10 protein-coding genes are annotated in these 16,111 nt (G+C 35.4%); 5 read left to right on the top strand and 5 right to left on the bottom strand.

Annotated features, from left to right (window positions below; all coding sequences use genetic code 11):
• Nucleotides 1-65: 65 nt before the first annotated feature.
• The 4 genes from gatB/aspS to E5D58_RS01845 all read right to left on the bottom strand — a co-directional run bounded on the left by gatB/aspS (nt 66) and on the right by E5D58_RS01845 (nt 6,602).
• On the bottom strand, nt 66-3,407 hold the full coding sequence (gatB/aspS, locus tag E5D58_RS01860) for a bifunctional amidotransferase subunit GatB/aspartate--tRNA ligase AspS (protein ID WP_136480125.1): 3,342 nt from the start codon (nt 3,405-3,407) through the stop codon (nt 66-68).
• Complete coding sequence (locus E5D58_RS01855; protein ID WP_136480124.1) at nt 3,407-4,807, bottom strand: amidase family protein; 1,401 nt, start codon at nt 4,805-4,807, stop codon at nt 3,407-3,409. The genes gatB/aspS and E5D58_RS01855 overlap by 1 nt, the downstream gene beginning before the upstream one ends.
• 2 nt (nt 4,808-4,809) lie before the next feature.
• Nucleotides 4,810-5,079 carry an Asp-tRNA(Asn)/Glu-tRNA(Gln) amidotransferase subunit GatC gene (locus tag E5D58_RS01850; RefSeq protein WP_205660289.1) on the bottom strand — a complete coding sequence of 90 codons (270 nt, stop codon included), beginning with the start codon at nt 5,077-5,079 and terminating at the stop codon, nt 4,810-4,812.
• A gap of 254 nt (nt 5,080-5,333) precedes the next feature.
• Entirely contained in the window at nt 5,334-6,602 is a 1,269-nt protein-coding gene (locus E5D58_RS01845; RefSeq protein ID WP_136480123.1) for a porin, read from the bottom strand.
• A 405-nt stretch (nt 6,603-7,007) separates the two neighbouring features.
• Here E5D58_RS01845 and gyrB point away from each other — a divergent pair, with 405 nt between their 5' ends.
• Nucleotides 7,008-8,948: a DNA topoisomerase (ATP-hydrolyzing) subunit B gene (gyrB, locus tag E5D58_RS01840; protein WP_136480122.1), complete on the top strand. Its 1,941-nt coding sequence runs from the start codon at nt 7,008-7,010 to the stop codon at nt 8,946-8,948.
• Between the two features lie 68 nt (nt 8,949-9,016).
• Here the strand turns inward: gyrB and E5D58_RS01835 are convergent, their stop codons facing one another.
• Nucleotides 9,017-9,778 (bottom strand): membrane metalloprotease, encoded by a 762-nt coding sequence (locus tag E5D58_RS01835; protein WP_136480121.1) that lies wholly within the window; start codon nt 9,776-9,778, stop codon nt 9,017-9,019.
• Between the two features lie 191 nt (nt 9,779-9,969).
• Here E5D58_RS01835 and E5D58_RS01830 point away from each other — a divergent pair, with 191 nt between their 5' ends.
• The 4 genes from E5D58_RS01830 to secDF all read left to right on the top strand — a co-directional run bounded on the left by E5D58_RS01830 (nt 9,970) and on the right by secDF (nt 16,027).
• Entirely contained in the window at nt 9,970-10,989 is a 1,020-nt protein-coding gene (locus E5D58_RS01830) for a DUF6588 family protein (RefSeq protein ID WP_235835818.1), read from the top strand.
• A gap of 233 nt (nt 10,990-11,222) precedes the next feature.
• On the top strand, nt 11,223-12,149 hold the full coding sequence (mdh, locus tag E5D58_RS01825; RefSeq protein ID WP_136480120.1) for a malate dehydrogenase: 927 nt from the start codon (nt 11,223-11,225) through the stop codon (nt 12,147-12,149).
• A gap of 74 nt (nt 12,150-12,223) precedes the next feature.
• Nucleotides 12,224-12,844 (top strand): hypothetical protein, encoded by a 621-nt coding sequence (locus E5D58_RS01820; RefSeq protein WP_136480119.1) that lies wholly within the window; start codon nt 12,224-12,226, stop codon nt 12,842-12,844.
• A gap of 195 nt (nt 12,845-13,039) precedes the next feature.
• Nucleotides 13,040-16,027, top strand: coding sequence for a protein translocase subunit SecDF (secDF, locus tag E5D58_RS01815; protein WP_136480118.1), 2,988 nt, complete (start codon nt 13,040-13,042; stop codon nt 16,025-16,027).
• The last annotated feature ends 84 nt before the right edge of the window (nt 16,028-16,111 follow it).

The raw sequence follows: 16,111 nt of genomic DNA, 5'->3' as shown, positions 1-16,111 counted from the left end.
AAATGAGATACTAAGTTTAATAAAAAAGGCTTTTCAAACTGAAAAGCCTTTTTTATTAAGGAATTCTAATTTTTTATTACTTTGACATTCATTTCTTCTACCTTTTTATCTGAAAGAACGGAAGGCGCTCCAAATAACAAGTCTTCACTAGTTCCTGTTTTAGGGAATGCCATAACCTCTCTAATAGAAGTCTTTTTCTCCAAAATCATCATGAGTCTATCAACACCCCAGGCAATACCGCCATGAGGTGGTGCTCCGTAATGGAAAGCTTTGTACATAGTGCCTACACTTTTCATCATACTTTCTTTATCGTAGCCCATATTTTTATAGGTCGCCTCAAGTATTTCTGGTTTATGGGCACGAACAGAGCCTCCTCCAATTTCATATCCATTTAAGATTAAATCGTACTGTTGTGCAATAATGCTTCCAATTTCCTCTTCCTTACCGCTCATATGTCTTTCAATATCATATATTGCAGGCATAGAGAATGGGTTATGGGTAAACGTCCAGTTGCCTTCATCTGTTTTTTCAAACATAGGGAAGTCAACAACCCAAGCAGGTCTAAGTTCCTTCGGGTTTATTAAGCGTAACATCGTACCTAGCTCCTGTCTTACAGCATCTAGAGCCTTATTGGCAGTGGCGTAATCTGCAGCAGAAAAGAAAACTATGTCGCCCACCTGGGCGTTGGTAGCTTCTATAATTCGGGCAGCAATATCTTCTCCTAAAAACTTAATGATAGGAGATTGTAAGTCGTTTTTATTTACAATAATATATGCTAAGCCACCAAGTCCATGATGCTGGGCTAATTCAGTGAGCTTTTCTATTTGACCTTTTGAGAGTCGCTTTTTCCCTTGCTCTTCGGCAGAAACCTTAATACACTTTACTATACCACCATCATCAATAGGTTTACTAAATACTTGGAATGTAGTATCCTTTACAATGTCTGTGATATCTTTTAATTTTAAGCCAAAACGTAAATCTGGTCTGTCACATCCATAAGCATCCATGGCTTCTTTATAGGTTAGCACTTCGAATGGATGAAGCGTCCACTTTTTACCGTAAATATTTTTAACTATTTCATTGAACATATGTGTATTCAAATCGATAATTTGCTGCATGCTGGCATAAGCCATTTCTATATCTAATTGAGTGAACTCTGGTTGGCGATCACCACGAGAGTCTTCATCTCTAAAGCATCGTGCTATTTGAAAATATTTTTCATAACCACTTACCATTAACATTTGTTTAAACTGTTGCGGTGCTTGAGGTAAGGTGTAAAATGAGCCAGATTGCTTTCTAGTGGGGACAATAAATTCTCGCGCACCTTCATCGGTTCCAGCACTTAAAATAGGGGTTTCTATTTCAAGAAAATCTTGTGCATCTAGGATATCGCGCATAAGCTTGATAACCTTGTGCCTATTAACTATGGTTTTGCGAACGGCATCATTACGATGGTCTAAATATTTAAATTGAAAACGTACGTTTTCGTTCGATTTTGTTGCACGTTTTATTTCAAAAGGAAGTGTTTTAGAAAGGTTGAGTATTTCTAAAGAAGTCGCTTCCAATTCAATTTTCCCTGTTCTTAAGGAAGGGTTGTAGTCGTCTTCTTTACGTTGCACAATACACCCTGAAACGGTGATAACCGATTCGGGTTTTAGCTTTACTAAATCATCTAAATTAGGGAATGATTCTCTACTCAATCTAACTTGGAAAATTTGAGTGCTAGAATCGCGTAAATCAATAAATATAAGTTCTCCGTGGTCTCTAACACTCGATACCCATCCCGATAGGGTAACTTGTATACCAATATTTTCTTCAGAAATCTGAGAGGCTACATGCGTTCTGTATTGATCCTTTATAACTAAAGGAATTTCAGGTAAAACTTCTTCTTCCTTCTTAGCAGCTATTTGCTGATTGCTACTTGGCGCTTGTTGTTCACTCTGGCTTGCAGGCTTTTGTCTGCTAGTATTATTTGATAAGGCTTTAAGAATACCTTCTCGAATCACTTTACCTGAAGCTCCTTTACCAATAATTCCGATTACTTTTCCAACCAAAATCCCTGCTTTCCCTTGGTTACCATTCTTTATGTCAGTTGCTATAGCGTCATTCTCGGAAATTACTTTAGCAATAGCGTCATCTATTTGAGATTCTGAAATGGTATTTTCACTGAAATACGTGTTGTAATCAAAATTAGGGTTTTCTAATAACGACTTGATAGCGTTTTGCGCTAAAACAGAAGTCACTTTGTTGTCTTTAAACAGTGAAAATATTTCAATAAAGTTTGAAAGGTTTTCAATTTTTGTATAGTCTTCTGGCTTTATGTTATTGGTAAGCGTTTTTGCAACAAACGAGGGTTCTTTTAGTTCATTGTTAATAGCTACAAAGGTTTCAGAACGTAAAGAGTCTGCAGTGAAAAATTTTGCGTCTTGAGGTAAAACACCTCCTTTAATTAAAATAGACTCTACCGCATATGGGAGCGTGCTTAAGTCTACATCGATAGATTCAACGACGTCTTTAATATAAACAAAAGGTAAGTCAGGCTCAGAAATAAAACGGTAGTCCGCTTCAAATTCCTTTTTACGCATGGTTTTGGTTTGCTTTAAATCAGCATCAAAAAGTACCGTAGTTTGATCTGGTCTAAATTCTTTATGCTCCAAATAGTAGTTGAGCTGTTTTTCAACTTCTTCTTTTAAAGCATCTACCATAAATTTAAACGAGTTAAGATTTTTAATCTCTGTTCTTGGATTTAAATTATAATCCCGTTTTTTACGAAGTGAAACAGATACGTCCGACTTGAACTCACCCTTTTCGAGATTGGCTTCAGAAATGCCTAAATTTTGAACAATTCGTTGAATATATTGCGCATATGTTGATGCATCTTCAATATGTCGAATACAAGGTTCTGTTACAATTTCTATTAAAGGAACGCCAGCCTTGTTAAAATCTACCAAAGACACTTTTTTCTCATGCATAAGTTTGGCAGCATCTTCTTCAATATGAACTTGAGTTAGGTTGACTGTAAATTGAGATCCGTCATTTCTAAAACAGGATACTTGCCCATCTGGTATGATAGGGTTGTGAAATTGCGTAATCTGAATATTCTTGGGGTTGTCTGGATATTCATAGTGTTTTCTATCCCAAGAAATAATATCGTTTTCAAAAGTTGATTTTACAGCTTTTCCAAAGTAAATAGCTTTTGTTATGGCTTCTTTGTTTATAGCTGGTAACACACCCATTTGTCCAGTACATACAGGGCAAATGTTATGGTTTGGTATGTCAATATCTCCTGCATTGGCACAGGAACAGAAAAGTTTTGATTTCGTATTTAATCGAACGTGCGTTTCAAGACCGATTACTAACTCTAATTCATGCTTTTTTAGCAAGTCGTTTAATTGTTCCAGTTCCATTATATCGTATCTTTTAAGAAGTTAGCAAACTTCAAAACGAGTTCGTCATTATTTTTTGAGGCTGTAATTTGTACGCCTGTTGGTGTGCCTTGAGGTACTGTAAGGGTAGGTAACTGCCCTAAACTAAACCCTACGGTATATGCATCAGACAGGTACATGGCTAGAGGGTCTTTTAAGCTGTCTCCTATTTTTGGCGGGTAACTTGGTGTTACCGGTGAAAGAATGATATCTACTTGATCAAAGTCTTTTTCAAAATTTTCTGAGATTTGATCCCTAAGGTTTAGGCCTTTTAAATAAATTTCATCTGAAAATCCTTGAGACAATACTTGATTACCACCAACAATTCTTCGTTTTGTTTCTTCTGAAAAATTTTCTGAGCGTGTAACAGCATATGTTTCTTTTAAATTTTCAGCTTCTATTCGGTTACCGTAATTGGTACCATCGAGTCGAGATAAGTTCGAAGCTGTTTCTGCCATTGCTAAGGTGTAATAGGTAGAAACTAAGGTGTTAGATTCAAAGAAATCTAAGGGCTTAACAGAAATACCTTTTGCCTTTATTTTATCAATAACCGTTAAGAAATCAGATTTTACTCTAGGATCGATAGCTTCGCTTTCAACAAAGTTTTTAAAGTATCCTACGGTTTTAATAGAGTCAGAAGTTTTGATGCTATCAGCTTCTATTTTTTCTGATTGATAAGTGGTTTGGTCTTTTGTATCAATGCCACTCATTATGTTTAAAAGAATTCTTATGTCTTCAATAGACTTGGCAATTGGACCAACACAATCGGTAGACGAGGCATAAGCCATTAATCCGTATCTAGAAATGCGGCCGTATGTTGGTTTTAAGCCATAAACCCCATTATATCCTGCTGGTTGTCGAATTGAGCCACCCGTGTCGCCACCAATAGAGAAAACGGTAAAGTCTTTTGCGACATTGACCGCCGATCCGCCACTGGATCCACCACCAACTAATTCAGGGTTCTTTGCATTTTTAACAGCCCCAAAAATGGTGTTTTCACTGGAGGACCCATGGCCAAAACTGTCGCAGTTTTCCTTGACCACAGGAATAGCACCCGCATCCAATAACTTTTGAATAGCTGTTGCTGTGTAGGGTGACTTATAATTCTTTAATAAATTAGAGCTTGCAGTAGTATAAGTTCCTTGAACCATATACACGTCTTTAATACCAAATGGTATACCTTCTAATAAGCCAATGGTTTCGCCGTTTTCAATCTTGGCGTCAACTTTAGCAGCCAACTCTAAAGCCTTGTCGCTGAGTAAAGAATTTACTGTGTTATGCGTATTTTGTTCTAAGCTGTTTAATTTAGATTGTACTAATGCAACGCAAGATATTTCTTTGTTCATCAGTTGCTGATGAATCTTTCTTATTTGAGAGTCCATAACTATTCTTCGATTACTTTAGAAACAACCAAATAACCATTCTTTTCTTTAGGGAAGTTTTCAACGATAATTTGTTTTTCTGTTAAAGAGCTATTAACTACAATATCCTCTCTTAGGTGATTTAAAGACACAGCATTATTATGATTATTATTAAAGGAATTATTATTCGCTGTATTGGCATTTTTTATTACATCAAATAATTTACTTACAGTCTCCGAGGGCTGTGCTCCTTTAATACTCGACAATACGTCGACTGTCATAATTTTACTCATCTTTATTTGTTTGATTTATTACTCAAAATTAAGCCCGTAAAATTACGAAAGTTTTTATGTAGTATGTAGTATGAAACCTTGAAAGTTATTTAGGTCTTTTTATTGCTTTGAAATAGATATTAGATAGTCTTGTTTTTAATTAAATTCGATATCAAAACAATTAATAACACACAATATTGAAAGTGTTTTTAATACAAAAAGCAGTAAAATGATTTTTTACTGCTTTTAAGTGCTATTAATCTAGGGCTTTTGTGTTATTTAAAACCTATTTGATATTGCAATACAGCCATACCTTTGTAATCTTTTTGTTTTAATGTAACAGCATCAAAAATTGGGCGGTATTGGTAGCCTAAACTGATCTTATTGCTATGAGAACCATTAATTAAAAAATTGGTAGTAAAATCGAATACGGTCATTTTATCCTCAAGGGCATCCCAATTGGAATGTTGAATGGCTATATTAGGTTGAATGATCATTGCTGTTTTTAAAACCTCAGTTTGTTTAAAGGCATAGCCAAATTGCATATACCACGATGTTCCAGTGCCTATCATTGGAAAGGCTACACCGGGACCATTAAAATCTGTTCCGCCACCTGTTGTTGGGTTGTTAGCGCCTACATTTCTAATATAATCTTTACCAAAACCATAGTCATAATACCCTAAATACGCTGTAATGGCGTCGTCATTAGCTAAAGGGAGATTTAAAAATGAATCTACAGCCCAGTGTTCCATGTCGTAAAACGTCGTTTCAGGTAAACTGGCATCCCCATCACTCATAGCCTTTGGTTGAAACTGATAACCAGCACCAAAGTTGAAAACTTTTTTGGTTTGTAAGTAAGTCCCTGTTTGGTATGCAGACTTATTTGATTCATGCTCAAACATTTGATATTTGACATAAGTAGAGGTTTTTACGCGTGGCTTGTTATTAGCAAAATTTACCTCACCATCTGGAATGTTGGTTACTGCAAAAGGTCTATTAAAAGCAAGTCTATAATCAAACTTACCTACTTGTCCTTTAACCCAGGCTCCGAATAAACGTCCAAGGTCATCGTTTTTTTCAACAGTATTTAGTGTAAATAAAGGGGAATCGAGTCCCATTAAAGTTATGGCAGAGCGAATATTCCATCTGTTTAATCCTTGCCAACCAGATTTACCAAATCCAGCCTCTAGAAAACGTGCAAATTTATACTCAACATAAAGGTCTAAAACTTCAAGTGTAAAGGTTTTTTGTTTAAAATTGTAATTATTGCCACCAAATATAGCATAGGCAAAGACTCTTGGAGTTATTTGTGATGATATAGGTATACGCAAGCGTCTAATAGAAATGTCAAAAAACTCTGTAGTTGGCTCGTCATAAATTAGGGAGCCTTCATTCAAATCGGAATACCGAGCCCATATCTGTCCAAAGACATTCCATTTAAAAGTTGGTTTAAATCCATCTTTATTCTGCCCTGTCAAAATAATTGGAGCAAAAAGTAGTAAAAGAAATAATGTATTAAATCTTTGTTTAGTTTCTTTTTTCATTTAAAAGTGCGTTCTTAAATCCAAAACAAAAGTATTGCTAAGTATAAGCTCAAAAAGTGACATGCGTCATATTTAGCTTTGTTTTTTTTACTGGTGCAAACTATAACGTTTGAATTTTTTCGAGTTTTTTAAGTAGGTCCAAAGTTAAAAATAAAGCCTTAGAGCTGCTCTAGTTTTTTTTGTGTTTTTTAATCAATAAAAAAGTACTAAGATTAAATTTAAGGCTGTTTTTAGCCGATTTAAGACATTTTTAAGTAATGAACAAATGTTGATAATTTTATTTAAGAGTCGTTAAAATACTCATAATTGGCTTGATAATTTTGTATATTTGTTTGTATTCAACAAGGATGCTCTGAGCATCTTTTTTTATGATATAAAATCAAATTAAAATTTAGATAAAGTAAAATGAGCGAAGAAAATAAGACCCCACAATATTCCGCTGATAGTATTCAAGCGCTGGAAGGTATGGAGCATGTTCGCATGCGTCCATCTATGTATATTGGAGATGTTGGAGTACGAGGTTTACATCATTTAGTTTACGAGGTTGTAGATAATTCTATTGATGAAGCGCTTGCTGGTCACTGTAATAATATAACGGTAACAATTAATGAAGATAACTCTATTACCACACAAGATGATGGCCGTGGTATTCCCGTAGGACTTCATAAAAAAGAAGGGGTCTCTGCTCTAGAGGTTGTGATGACTAAAATTGGAGCTGGAGGGAAGTTTGACAAAGATTCTTATAAAGTATCTGGTGGTTTGCACGGAGTTGGTGTAAGTTGTGTTAATGCACTTTCAGAGCATTTGAAGGCTACGGTGCATCGTGAAGGAAAAATATGGGAGCAGGAATACGAGAGAGGGAAACCTTTATATCCGGTAAAAACTATTGGTGATTCCGATATAAACGGTACTATTGTAACATTTAAACCAGACCCGCAGATATTTCAACAAACTCTTGAGTATAGTTACGATACACTTGCTAGTAGGTTAAGAGAGCTTGCGTTTTTAAATAAAGGTATTACAGTACACCTTATAGATAAGAGAAACAAAAAGGAGGATGGAACCTTTGAAGGAGAAACATTTCACTCGGAAGAAGGCTTAACAGAGTTTGTAAGATATTTAGATGCTACCAGAGAGCCCTTAATGAAAGATGTGATTTCTTTCGAGGGAGAAAAGAATGGTGTGCCTGTTGAGGTTGCGATGGTTTATAATACCTCATATGCAGAAAATTTACATTCTTACGTAAATAACATTAACACACATGAAGGTGGTACGCATTTATCTGGTTTTAGAAGAGGGTTAACGCATACATTAAAAAAGTATGCCGATGGTTCAGGTATGCTTGATAAACTTAAGTTTGAGATTTCTGGAGATGATTTTCGAGAGGGGTTAACGGCTATTGTATCTGTTAAAGTAGCAGAGCCACAATTTGAGGGGCAGACAAAAACTAAACTTGGAAATCGTGAGGTTTCTGCCTCCGTTAGTCAAGCAGTATCAGAGATGTTATCAGACTACCTAGAGGAGCATCCGGATGACGCAAAGACCATAGTTCAAAAAGTAATTCTAGCTGCACAGGCTAGGCATGCTGCCCAGAAAGCGCGTGAAATGGTACAGCGTAAAACGGTTATGAGTATTGGAGGTTTACCTGGGAAGTTATCCGACTGTTCCGAGCAAGATCCAGCAAAGTGCGAAGTGTTTTTAGTTGAGGGGGATTCTGCGGGAGGAACCGCTAAACAAGGTAGAGATAGAAATTTTCAAGCTATTTTACCTTTACGAGGTAAGATTCTCAATGTTGAAAAAGCGATGCAACATAAGGTGTTTGAAAATGAGGAAATAAAAAATATTTTTACGGCTCTAGGTGTAACTATTGGTACAGAAGAAGACAGTAAGGCGCTTAATCTGTCAAAACTTCGTTATCATAAAATTGTGATTATGTGTGATGCCGATATTGATGGTAGTCATATTGCAACACTAATTTTGACATTCTTCTTTAGGTATATGAAAGAATTAATTGAGAATGGTCACGTTTACATAGCAACCCCACCATTATATTTAGTTAAAAAAGGAGCTAAAAAACAATATGCTTGGAATGATGCCGAGCGTGATGATATTATAGCTCAATATGGTGATGGCGCAAAAATTCAAAGGTATAAAGGTCTTGGGGAAATGAATGCAGAGCAGCTCTGGGATACTACGATGAACCCTGAGTTTAGAACCATGCGCTTGGTTCAGATAGATAATGGAACAGAGGCTGATAGGATTTTCTCTATGCTTATGGGAGATGAAGTACCGCCTCGTAGAGATTTCATTGAAAAGAATGCAATTTATGCCAACATTGACGCATAATCATTAAAAAAGCAATAGTTAAAAAATCCACTTAAATAACCATTAAGTGGATTTTTTACTTTTATTATTTATTTACCACCATTCGCCCTTAAATCGGCAAGACATTGATCGTCTAAAACAGGGATTTCACTTTTTTTAAAGGGGCCAGTAGTGATTTCGGATTCCCAATACATTAAGCAAGAAGCAACATCACAATGCTTTGGATTCTCTTCATCTTCGTGTGCCGTTTGCATGGGCGAACCTAAATCTGTTAAACCTAAAATATGCGCAAATTCATGCGTAATAACCGTAGTCTCTAAAACACTTCTTTTAGGTTCAAAAGGGCTATCGCTTAGTTCGTGGATGGTTTTCTCATAAATTACAAAGGATGTATTCCAATAGGCACTACCCAAAACAACTTGGTTTCCTTCATTTTTATCTGCCTCTCCGTCTAAAAATAAAGCCCAAATGGCTATTTGTTTTCCAGCGTTGTATAGGGTTCTTTCTTTACGTTCTATATCAGCTATTTCCTCAATGGTATATGATGTTTGCCCAGGAGAGGGTATGACTCGTTTTTCAATATTGATACCATCTGGTTTAAATGTTCTGGCGGTAATAAATGAAACAAAATTGTCAATAGTAGTTTGTGTTGGTTCGAAGCCTTCTACAAAGACTAATTCAATGGCAATACTGGTAAAAGTATCATCAGATAATAAATCGTTAGCCGAACTACCAGTAGCTTGTCTATTTACAACTTTGTTGATAGGGGTGAGGCTGTCATCAGTATCATCACTTTTACAGCTATTCAAAAGCAATCCTAAAAGTAGAACCGCTAATATATTCTTTGTCATATTATTTTATTATCATAACGTTACAGTGCTAAATGTAGTATTGTTATAGCGATAAATCTTTACTGAATTATAGAAATGGATGTCAAGACCACTTTTTTCAGTTAAATGATCGATAAAAAGCATTTAAAACACGATGAAATGCATTTTTGGCTAAATTTTTATTATGTTTGTATTTCCAAATCTATGACATAATGAAAAAGTTACCATTCTTAATAGCTGTATGTTTTGTAATGTTTCAATCTAGGGGGCAAATAGATAATAGTTTAGATGTTCTATTATCGGCAGGTATAGAAGATGCGCAACGTTTTGCCTCCGATTATCTTAAGCCTGGAACAAATGGTTTAATGCATGGTATGAATGCCAATTGGTTTAATTCAGCCAAAGCCAAACCACTGGGAGCCTTCGAAATTTCTATAATTGGTAATTATGGTCCAATTAAAGATGAGAAAAAGACTTTTGTTATGGATACAGACTTGTATAATAATGTAACCTTTTCTCAAGGAGGTTCAGCACAACGTGTCGCTACCGTTTTAGGAACAAATAATCCAGATGTAGATGTTATTGTTAAGTACGACGACCCCATTTTTGGCGGGCAGGAAGTAACTGTCACGCTTCCAAATGGTATTGGTGAGGATATTGACTTTATTCCAACAGCAATTATTCAAGGCGCATTGGGTGTAAGCAATGGTTTTGAAGTGAAAGCACGATTTGTTCCCAAATTGAACTTTGATGATGTTGAATTCGGGATGTATGGAGGTGCCTTACAAGCAGAATTTACAAAATGGTTGTCTCATGATATTTACATGCCAGTTTCAATATCTGGTTTGATAGCCTATACTCAAGTTAATACAACTTATGATTTAACAAACTCAAGCGGCATTGAAGGAGAAAATCAGCGTGTTGAAAATGCCACTTCTACTTGGTTATTTCAGCTTTTGGCTTCGACTAAACTACCAATTATTAATTTTTATGGTGGGCTCGGATTTCTTTCAGGTACTTCAGACTCTGATTTAAAGGGAACGTATATTATCACAGATGGATCAATTACGGCAGATCCGATTATCGATCCGTTTTCAATATCAAGCAAAGTTTCAGATGTAAGAGCAACTTTAGGAACTAAATTGAAGTTGGGCTTTTTTAGATTAAATGCAGAGTATCATATATCAGACTTTAATGTGTTTTCTGTTGGCCTAAACTTTGGCTTTAGGTAGAATATTACAGGTAAAAAGATAATATTTAGTTTTAGCAAGTGTATTTTTGAGTTGTTGGTAAAAGTGCAGGATTTGTCCTGTACTTTTTTTATTTAGAGGGTTTTAATTTGTAATTTTGCAGCGCTTTGATTTTAAAAGAAACAGAGTTAATCGTTCGGTAAAATCAGGAAATATAAATCACGTATTACTCAACAAAAGATAAATCAAATTACTAACAATAAATTAATAGAAAAATGAAAGTAACAGTTGTAGGAGCAGGAGCGGTAGGTGCTAGTTGTGCCGAGTATATCGCTATTAAAGATTTTGCTTCAGAAGTTGTATTGTTGGATATCAAAGAAGGATATGCTGAGGGAAAGGCTATGGACTTGATGCAGTGTGCATCTTTAAATGGTTTTGATACAAAAATCACAGGAATCACAAACGACTATAGTGCAACAGCAGGAAGTGATATTTGTGTTATTACATCTGGTATTCCACGTAAACCTGGTATGACAAGAGAAGAGTTAATAGGAATTAATGCTGGTATCGTAAAAACGGTTTCATCTAGTTTAATTGAGCACTCTCCGAATACCATTCTTATAGTGGTAAGTAATCCGATGGATACCATGACTTACTTAGCTCATAAATCAACTGGTTTACCTAAGAATAGAATTATCGGTATGGGAGGTGCATTAGATTCCGCAAGATTTAAATATAGATTGGCAGAAGCTTTGGAGGCACCAATAAGTGATATCGATGGTATGGTAATTGGAGGACATAGTGATGTAGGTATGGTGCCATTAACGAGTCATGCCACAAGAAATAGTATTAAAGTTTCTGAATTTTTAAGTGAAGAGCGCCTTGATCAGGTTAAGGAAGATACAAAAGTAGGAGGAGCTACGCTTACAAAGTTATTAGGAACTTCTGCATGGTATGCGCCAGGAGCTGCTGTTAGTGGTTTAGTTCAAGCTATTGCTTGCGACCAAAAGAAGATGTATCCATGTTCAACCCTTTTAGAAGGCGAGTATGGGTTAAATGATATTTGTATCGGTGTTCCTGTTATTTTAGGAAGAAATGGTATTGAAAAAATAGTGGATATTCCTTTAAGTGATGCCGAAAAAGTACATATGCAAACAAGTGCAGAAGGTGTTAAGAAAACTAATGGCTTACTAGACTTGTAGGAACTAAAAGTTTAGTTTGTAGAATAAATATAAAGACTGTAGTAATACAGTCTTTATTTTTTTATATTTGGCGCATGTTAGCAAGATGGGGCTTTAGTCTATTGGTTGTTTTATTTGCTCTTTTTGGGATTTTATCTCAAGAACAGCGGGTGGTACCCAATCAAGAAATTGTATTGCAATTTGAAGATGTTGATGTAACATCTCAGGAAGCAAAACATACAATTTCCTTGGTAAAAACTCATCTTATGTCGATGGGTGTTGAGAATATTCAAGTTAAAGCCCTTGAAAATGGTCATTTAAAAATAAGCTACTATTCTCATGACCATATCTCCATTGTTAAAGAAAATTTTTCCAATGATATTGCTTTATTAGGTTTTACTACTAATTCGAATAGCAAAGAAAAACCGCTTCGTTCTAGTGAAGAACAAGGTAATATAGCCGTAAATTTTGATATTTATGAGATACAATCGGAGCTTGGTTCTGGTTGGGGGGTTGACGGTACAGTTACATTGCCAATTAATGTAAAAAGCGATCGTTTTTTAGAACCTAATGTTATTCTAAATAGCATTGTCAACTCTGAGGAGCATCAACAAAGACTTATTAAGCTGGCATATAAGGTATGCCAAATAATGACATTTAGTTCTGGTGAGCTCGTATATGCCATTCCCGAAGTGCGAGCTGGGCCATTAAGCTAAAAAAAGAGCAGGCTTTCTTATTTTAGGATTAAAACACGTAAGCTAAAAAACTGCTCTTATTCTCTCCATGAAGGTATTCAAATTTGATAATGAAAATTTGTTACTTCAAAACCTATTTAAAACTTAAATTATTATTAGACAACGAAGCTGTTATATACTAGCTCGTTAAAAAAAATGACCACAAAACATTAAAAAATGCAAAACAAAGGATTAGTAAAACTATTTGCTATTTTGTTTGGATTGGTAAGTCTTTATCAATTATCATTCACATTCAAAGCGAGTCAAATAGAAAATGAGGCTGCAGAAATCGCTATTAATGCCGTTTCTGAAACCGAAGATGATTACCGCGCTAAACGCAGTCAAGAAGAAGCAAACTATTTACAGTCAATTGCAACAGATACTGTATACAATATTGGCATAGCCAAGTTCACTTATAATGAGGTGAAGCAAAAAGCCATGAATTTGGGCTTAGATTTAAAAGGAGGTATCAATGTTATTTTGCAGGTATCTGTAAAAGATATTTTAAAAGGATTAGCTAACAATACCACAGATCCGGTATTTAATAAAGCCTTAGATGATGCATCAGAGCTCCAAAAGAATAGCCAGAATACATATTTAGAAGACTTTTTTATTGCTTTTGATGCTATAAAAGGAGATACAAAATTAGCATCGCCAGATATTTTTTATACCAAAGCACTCGATGGAGAGATTGATGGTAGTATGTCTGACGATGAAGTTAAAGGTATCATAGAAACAAAAATTGATGAGTCTATTGTTTCTGCTTTCGAAGTATTACGTAAACGTATTGATGAGTTTGGCGTAACATCGCCCAACATTCAGCGCTTAGGTAACTCAGGGCGTATTTTAGTGGAGTTACCAGGTGTTAAGGATGTAGAGCGTGCTACCAGTTTACTTCAAAGCACAGCTCAGTTAGAATTTTGGGATGCTTATAAAGGGGAGCAGTTCTTTCCATTTTTAGCTCAAGCAAATGAAACGCTTAAGGGGCTTGTTGAAACAGAAGCCACTGAAGAAGTAGAATCTCAGGATGAAGAAAATGTGCAAGATGCCCAGATAGATGATTTATTGGGAGATGCCGAAACAGACTCAACTGCCGTACAGTCAGTAAATCCAATTTTCGATTTATTAAGAGGTCAGGGCTACCCTGGAGGACCTATTATCGCTAAGTTTGAAATTAAGGACAAAGCAAAAGTACTTGATTATTTAAATAAACCTGAAGTAAGATCGCTACTACCTGCCGAACAACGTTTTGCCAAGTTTGTTTTTGGTAAACCTGAAAAAAATAGTGAGTTGGTAGATTTATATGCTTTAGTAGGAAATAGAGAAAATATCCCACAGCTTAGTGGTGCCGTAGTTACCGATGCACGAAATCAATTTGGTCCTACAGGAAAGTCTGAAGTTTCTATGCAAATGAATGCTAAAGGAGCTAAGATTTGGGAAGAAATGACAGGTAAGGCATATACTCAAGGAAGCCAAATAGCTATTGTTTTAGATGATGTTGTGTATTCTGCTCCTGGTGTAACTACAGGGCCAATTGCAGGAGGATCTTCCTCAATCTCTGGTGATTTTACCTTAAATGAAGCGATAGATTTAGCGAATGTATTACGGGCAGGTAAACTACCAGCCTCTGCAGATATTATACAAAGTGAGGTGGTTGGACCTTCTCTTGGTAAAGAAGCTATTGAAAGTGGTACCATGTCTTTCTTAATAGCATTGGCATTGGTTTTAGTTTGGATGATTTTTTATTATGGTAAAGCAGGAGGTTTTGCCGATATAGCAATGCTTTTAAATATTTTGTTAATATTTGGAATCCTTTCTGGCTTAGGTGCTGTATTAACCTTACCTGGTATTGCTGGTATTGTATTAACAATTGGTATGTCCGTTGATGCTAACGTTCTTATTTTTGAACGTATTAGAGAAGAGTTAGCTAAAGGAAAAGGGCAATTGGAGTCTATTCAAGATGGATTTAGTAATGCCTTATCGTCTATCTTAGATGCCAATATTACAACTGGATTAACAGCATTAATCTTGTTTGTTTTTGGTACTGGACCAATTAAAGGTTTCGCAACCACTCTATTAATAGGTATCGCTACATCTTTATTTACAGCTATTTTTATAACTAGGTTGTTAATTGATTGGTACGCAAATAAAGGAGGAAAACTAGATTTCTCTACGGCTATAACTAAGAACTTGTTTAGAAACATAAATATTGAGTTCTTGAAGAAGCGCAAAGTAGCCTACATGGTTTCAGGAGTGTTATTAGCTTTAAGCTTAGGGTCGCTATTTACAAATGGGTTAAATCAAGGAGTCGATTTTGTTGGAGGTAGAACATATCAAGTACGTTTTGCTCAAGATATTTCAGCTTCAGAGATTACCAATTTGCTTTCTGATCCAGCTGTTTTTGGTAGTGCAGACGCTAAAACTTTTGGGTCTGAAAATCAATTGAAAATAACAACAAAGTATAAAGTTAACGAGTCTGGTGCTGCTGTTGATGAAGAAATTAGAAAATCACTATATACAGCTTTAGTGCCGCATTTAGAAGGGATTTCATATGATGAATTTATTGATTTAAATGATGTTAACAAGCAGGTCGGGTTATTGGAATCTTATAAAGTAACACCAACCATTGCTGATGATATTAAGAAAGCATCCCTTTGGGCGGTCTTAGGGTCTTTAATTGTTGTGTTCTTATATATTTTATTCCGTTTTAAGAAATGGCAATATTCTTTGGGGGCTGTTGCAGCTGTTTTCCATGACGTATTAATTGTTTTAGGTGTATTCTCTTTAACCTATAAATTTATGCCTTTCAACATGGAAATCAATCAGGCGTTTATAGCAGCTATCTTAACTGTTATAGGTTACTCATTAAATGATACAGTAGTAGTGTTCGATAGAATTAGAGAGTTTTTTAATGAACACACATCATGGAAATTTGATAAGGTGGTTAATTCTTCGTTAAGTAGCACCTTAAGTAGAACCTTAAATACATCGCTTACTACTTTGGTAGTATTATTAGCTATTTTTATTTTTGGAGGTGATTCCATTAGAGGGTTTATGTTTGCCTTAATTATAGGGGTTATTGTAGGTACCTATTCATCGCTATTTATAGCGACACCTATTATGTATGATTCGGTGAGTAAACTAAACGACAAAAACAAAAAGTAATAATTAGCTTTTCTTAAAAAATGAAAGCCTGTCTATTTATTTAGATAGGCTTTTTTAATGATATTGCATATACTAAAGTAGAGA

The sequence above is a fragment of the Cognatitamlana onchidii genome (assembly GCF_004804355.1).
Classification (GTDB): domain Bacteria; phylum Bacteroidota; class Bacteroidia; order Flavobacteriales; family Flavobacteriaceae; genus Cognatitamlana; species Cognatitamlana onchidii.
The sequence above is the reverse complement of the archived record's forward strand: the minus strand, read 5'-3'. Positions and strand labels throughout refer to the sequence as shown.

Bases quoted from the DNA above. Each gene is read 5' to 3' on its own strand.
- E5D58_RS01850 (WP_205660289.1), bottom strand. From the start codon at position 5,079: ATGAGTAAAATTATGACAGTCGACGTATTGTCGAGTATTAAAGGAGCA.
- E5D58_RS01820 (WP_136480119.1), top strand. From the start codon at position 12,224: ATGTTAGCAAGATGGGGCTTTAGTCTATTGGTTGTTTTATTTGCTCTT.
- E5D58_RS01830 (WP_235835818.1), top strand. From the start codon at position 9,970: ATGAAAAAGTTACCATTCTTAATAGCTGTATGTTTTGTAATGTTTCAA.
- E5D58_RS01855 (WP_136480124.1), bottom strand. From the start codon at position 4,807: ATGGACTCTCAAATAAGAAAGATTCATCAGCAACTGATGAACAAAGAA.
- secDF (WP_136480118.1), top strand. From the start codon at position 13,040: ATGCAAAACAAAGGATTAGTAAAACTATTTGCTATTTTGTTTGGATTG.
- E5D58_RS01835 (WP_136480121.1), bottom strand. From the start codon at position 9,778: ATGACAAAGAATATATTAGCGGTTCTACTTTTAGGATTGCTTTTGAAT.
- gyrB (WP_136480122.1), top strand. From the start codon at position 7,008: ATGAGCGAAGAAAATAAGACCCCACAATATTCCGCTGATAGTATTCAA.
- mdh (WP_136480120.1), top strand. From the start codon at position 11,223: ATGAAAGTAACAGTTGTAGGAGCAGGAGCGGTAGGTGCTAGTTGTGCC.
- E5D58_RS01845 (WP_136480123.1), bottom strand. From the start codon at position 6,602: ATGAAAAAAGAAACTAAACAAAGATTTAATACATTATTTCTTTTACTA.
- gatB/aspS (WP_136480125.1), bottom strand. From the start codon at position 3,407: ATGGAACTGGAACAATTAAACGACTTGCTAAAAAAGCATGAATTAGAG.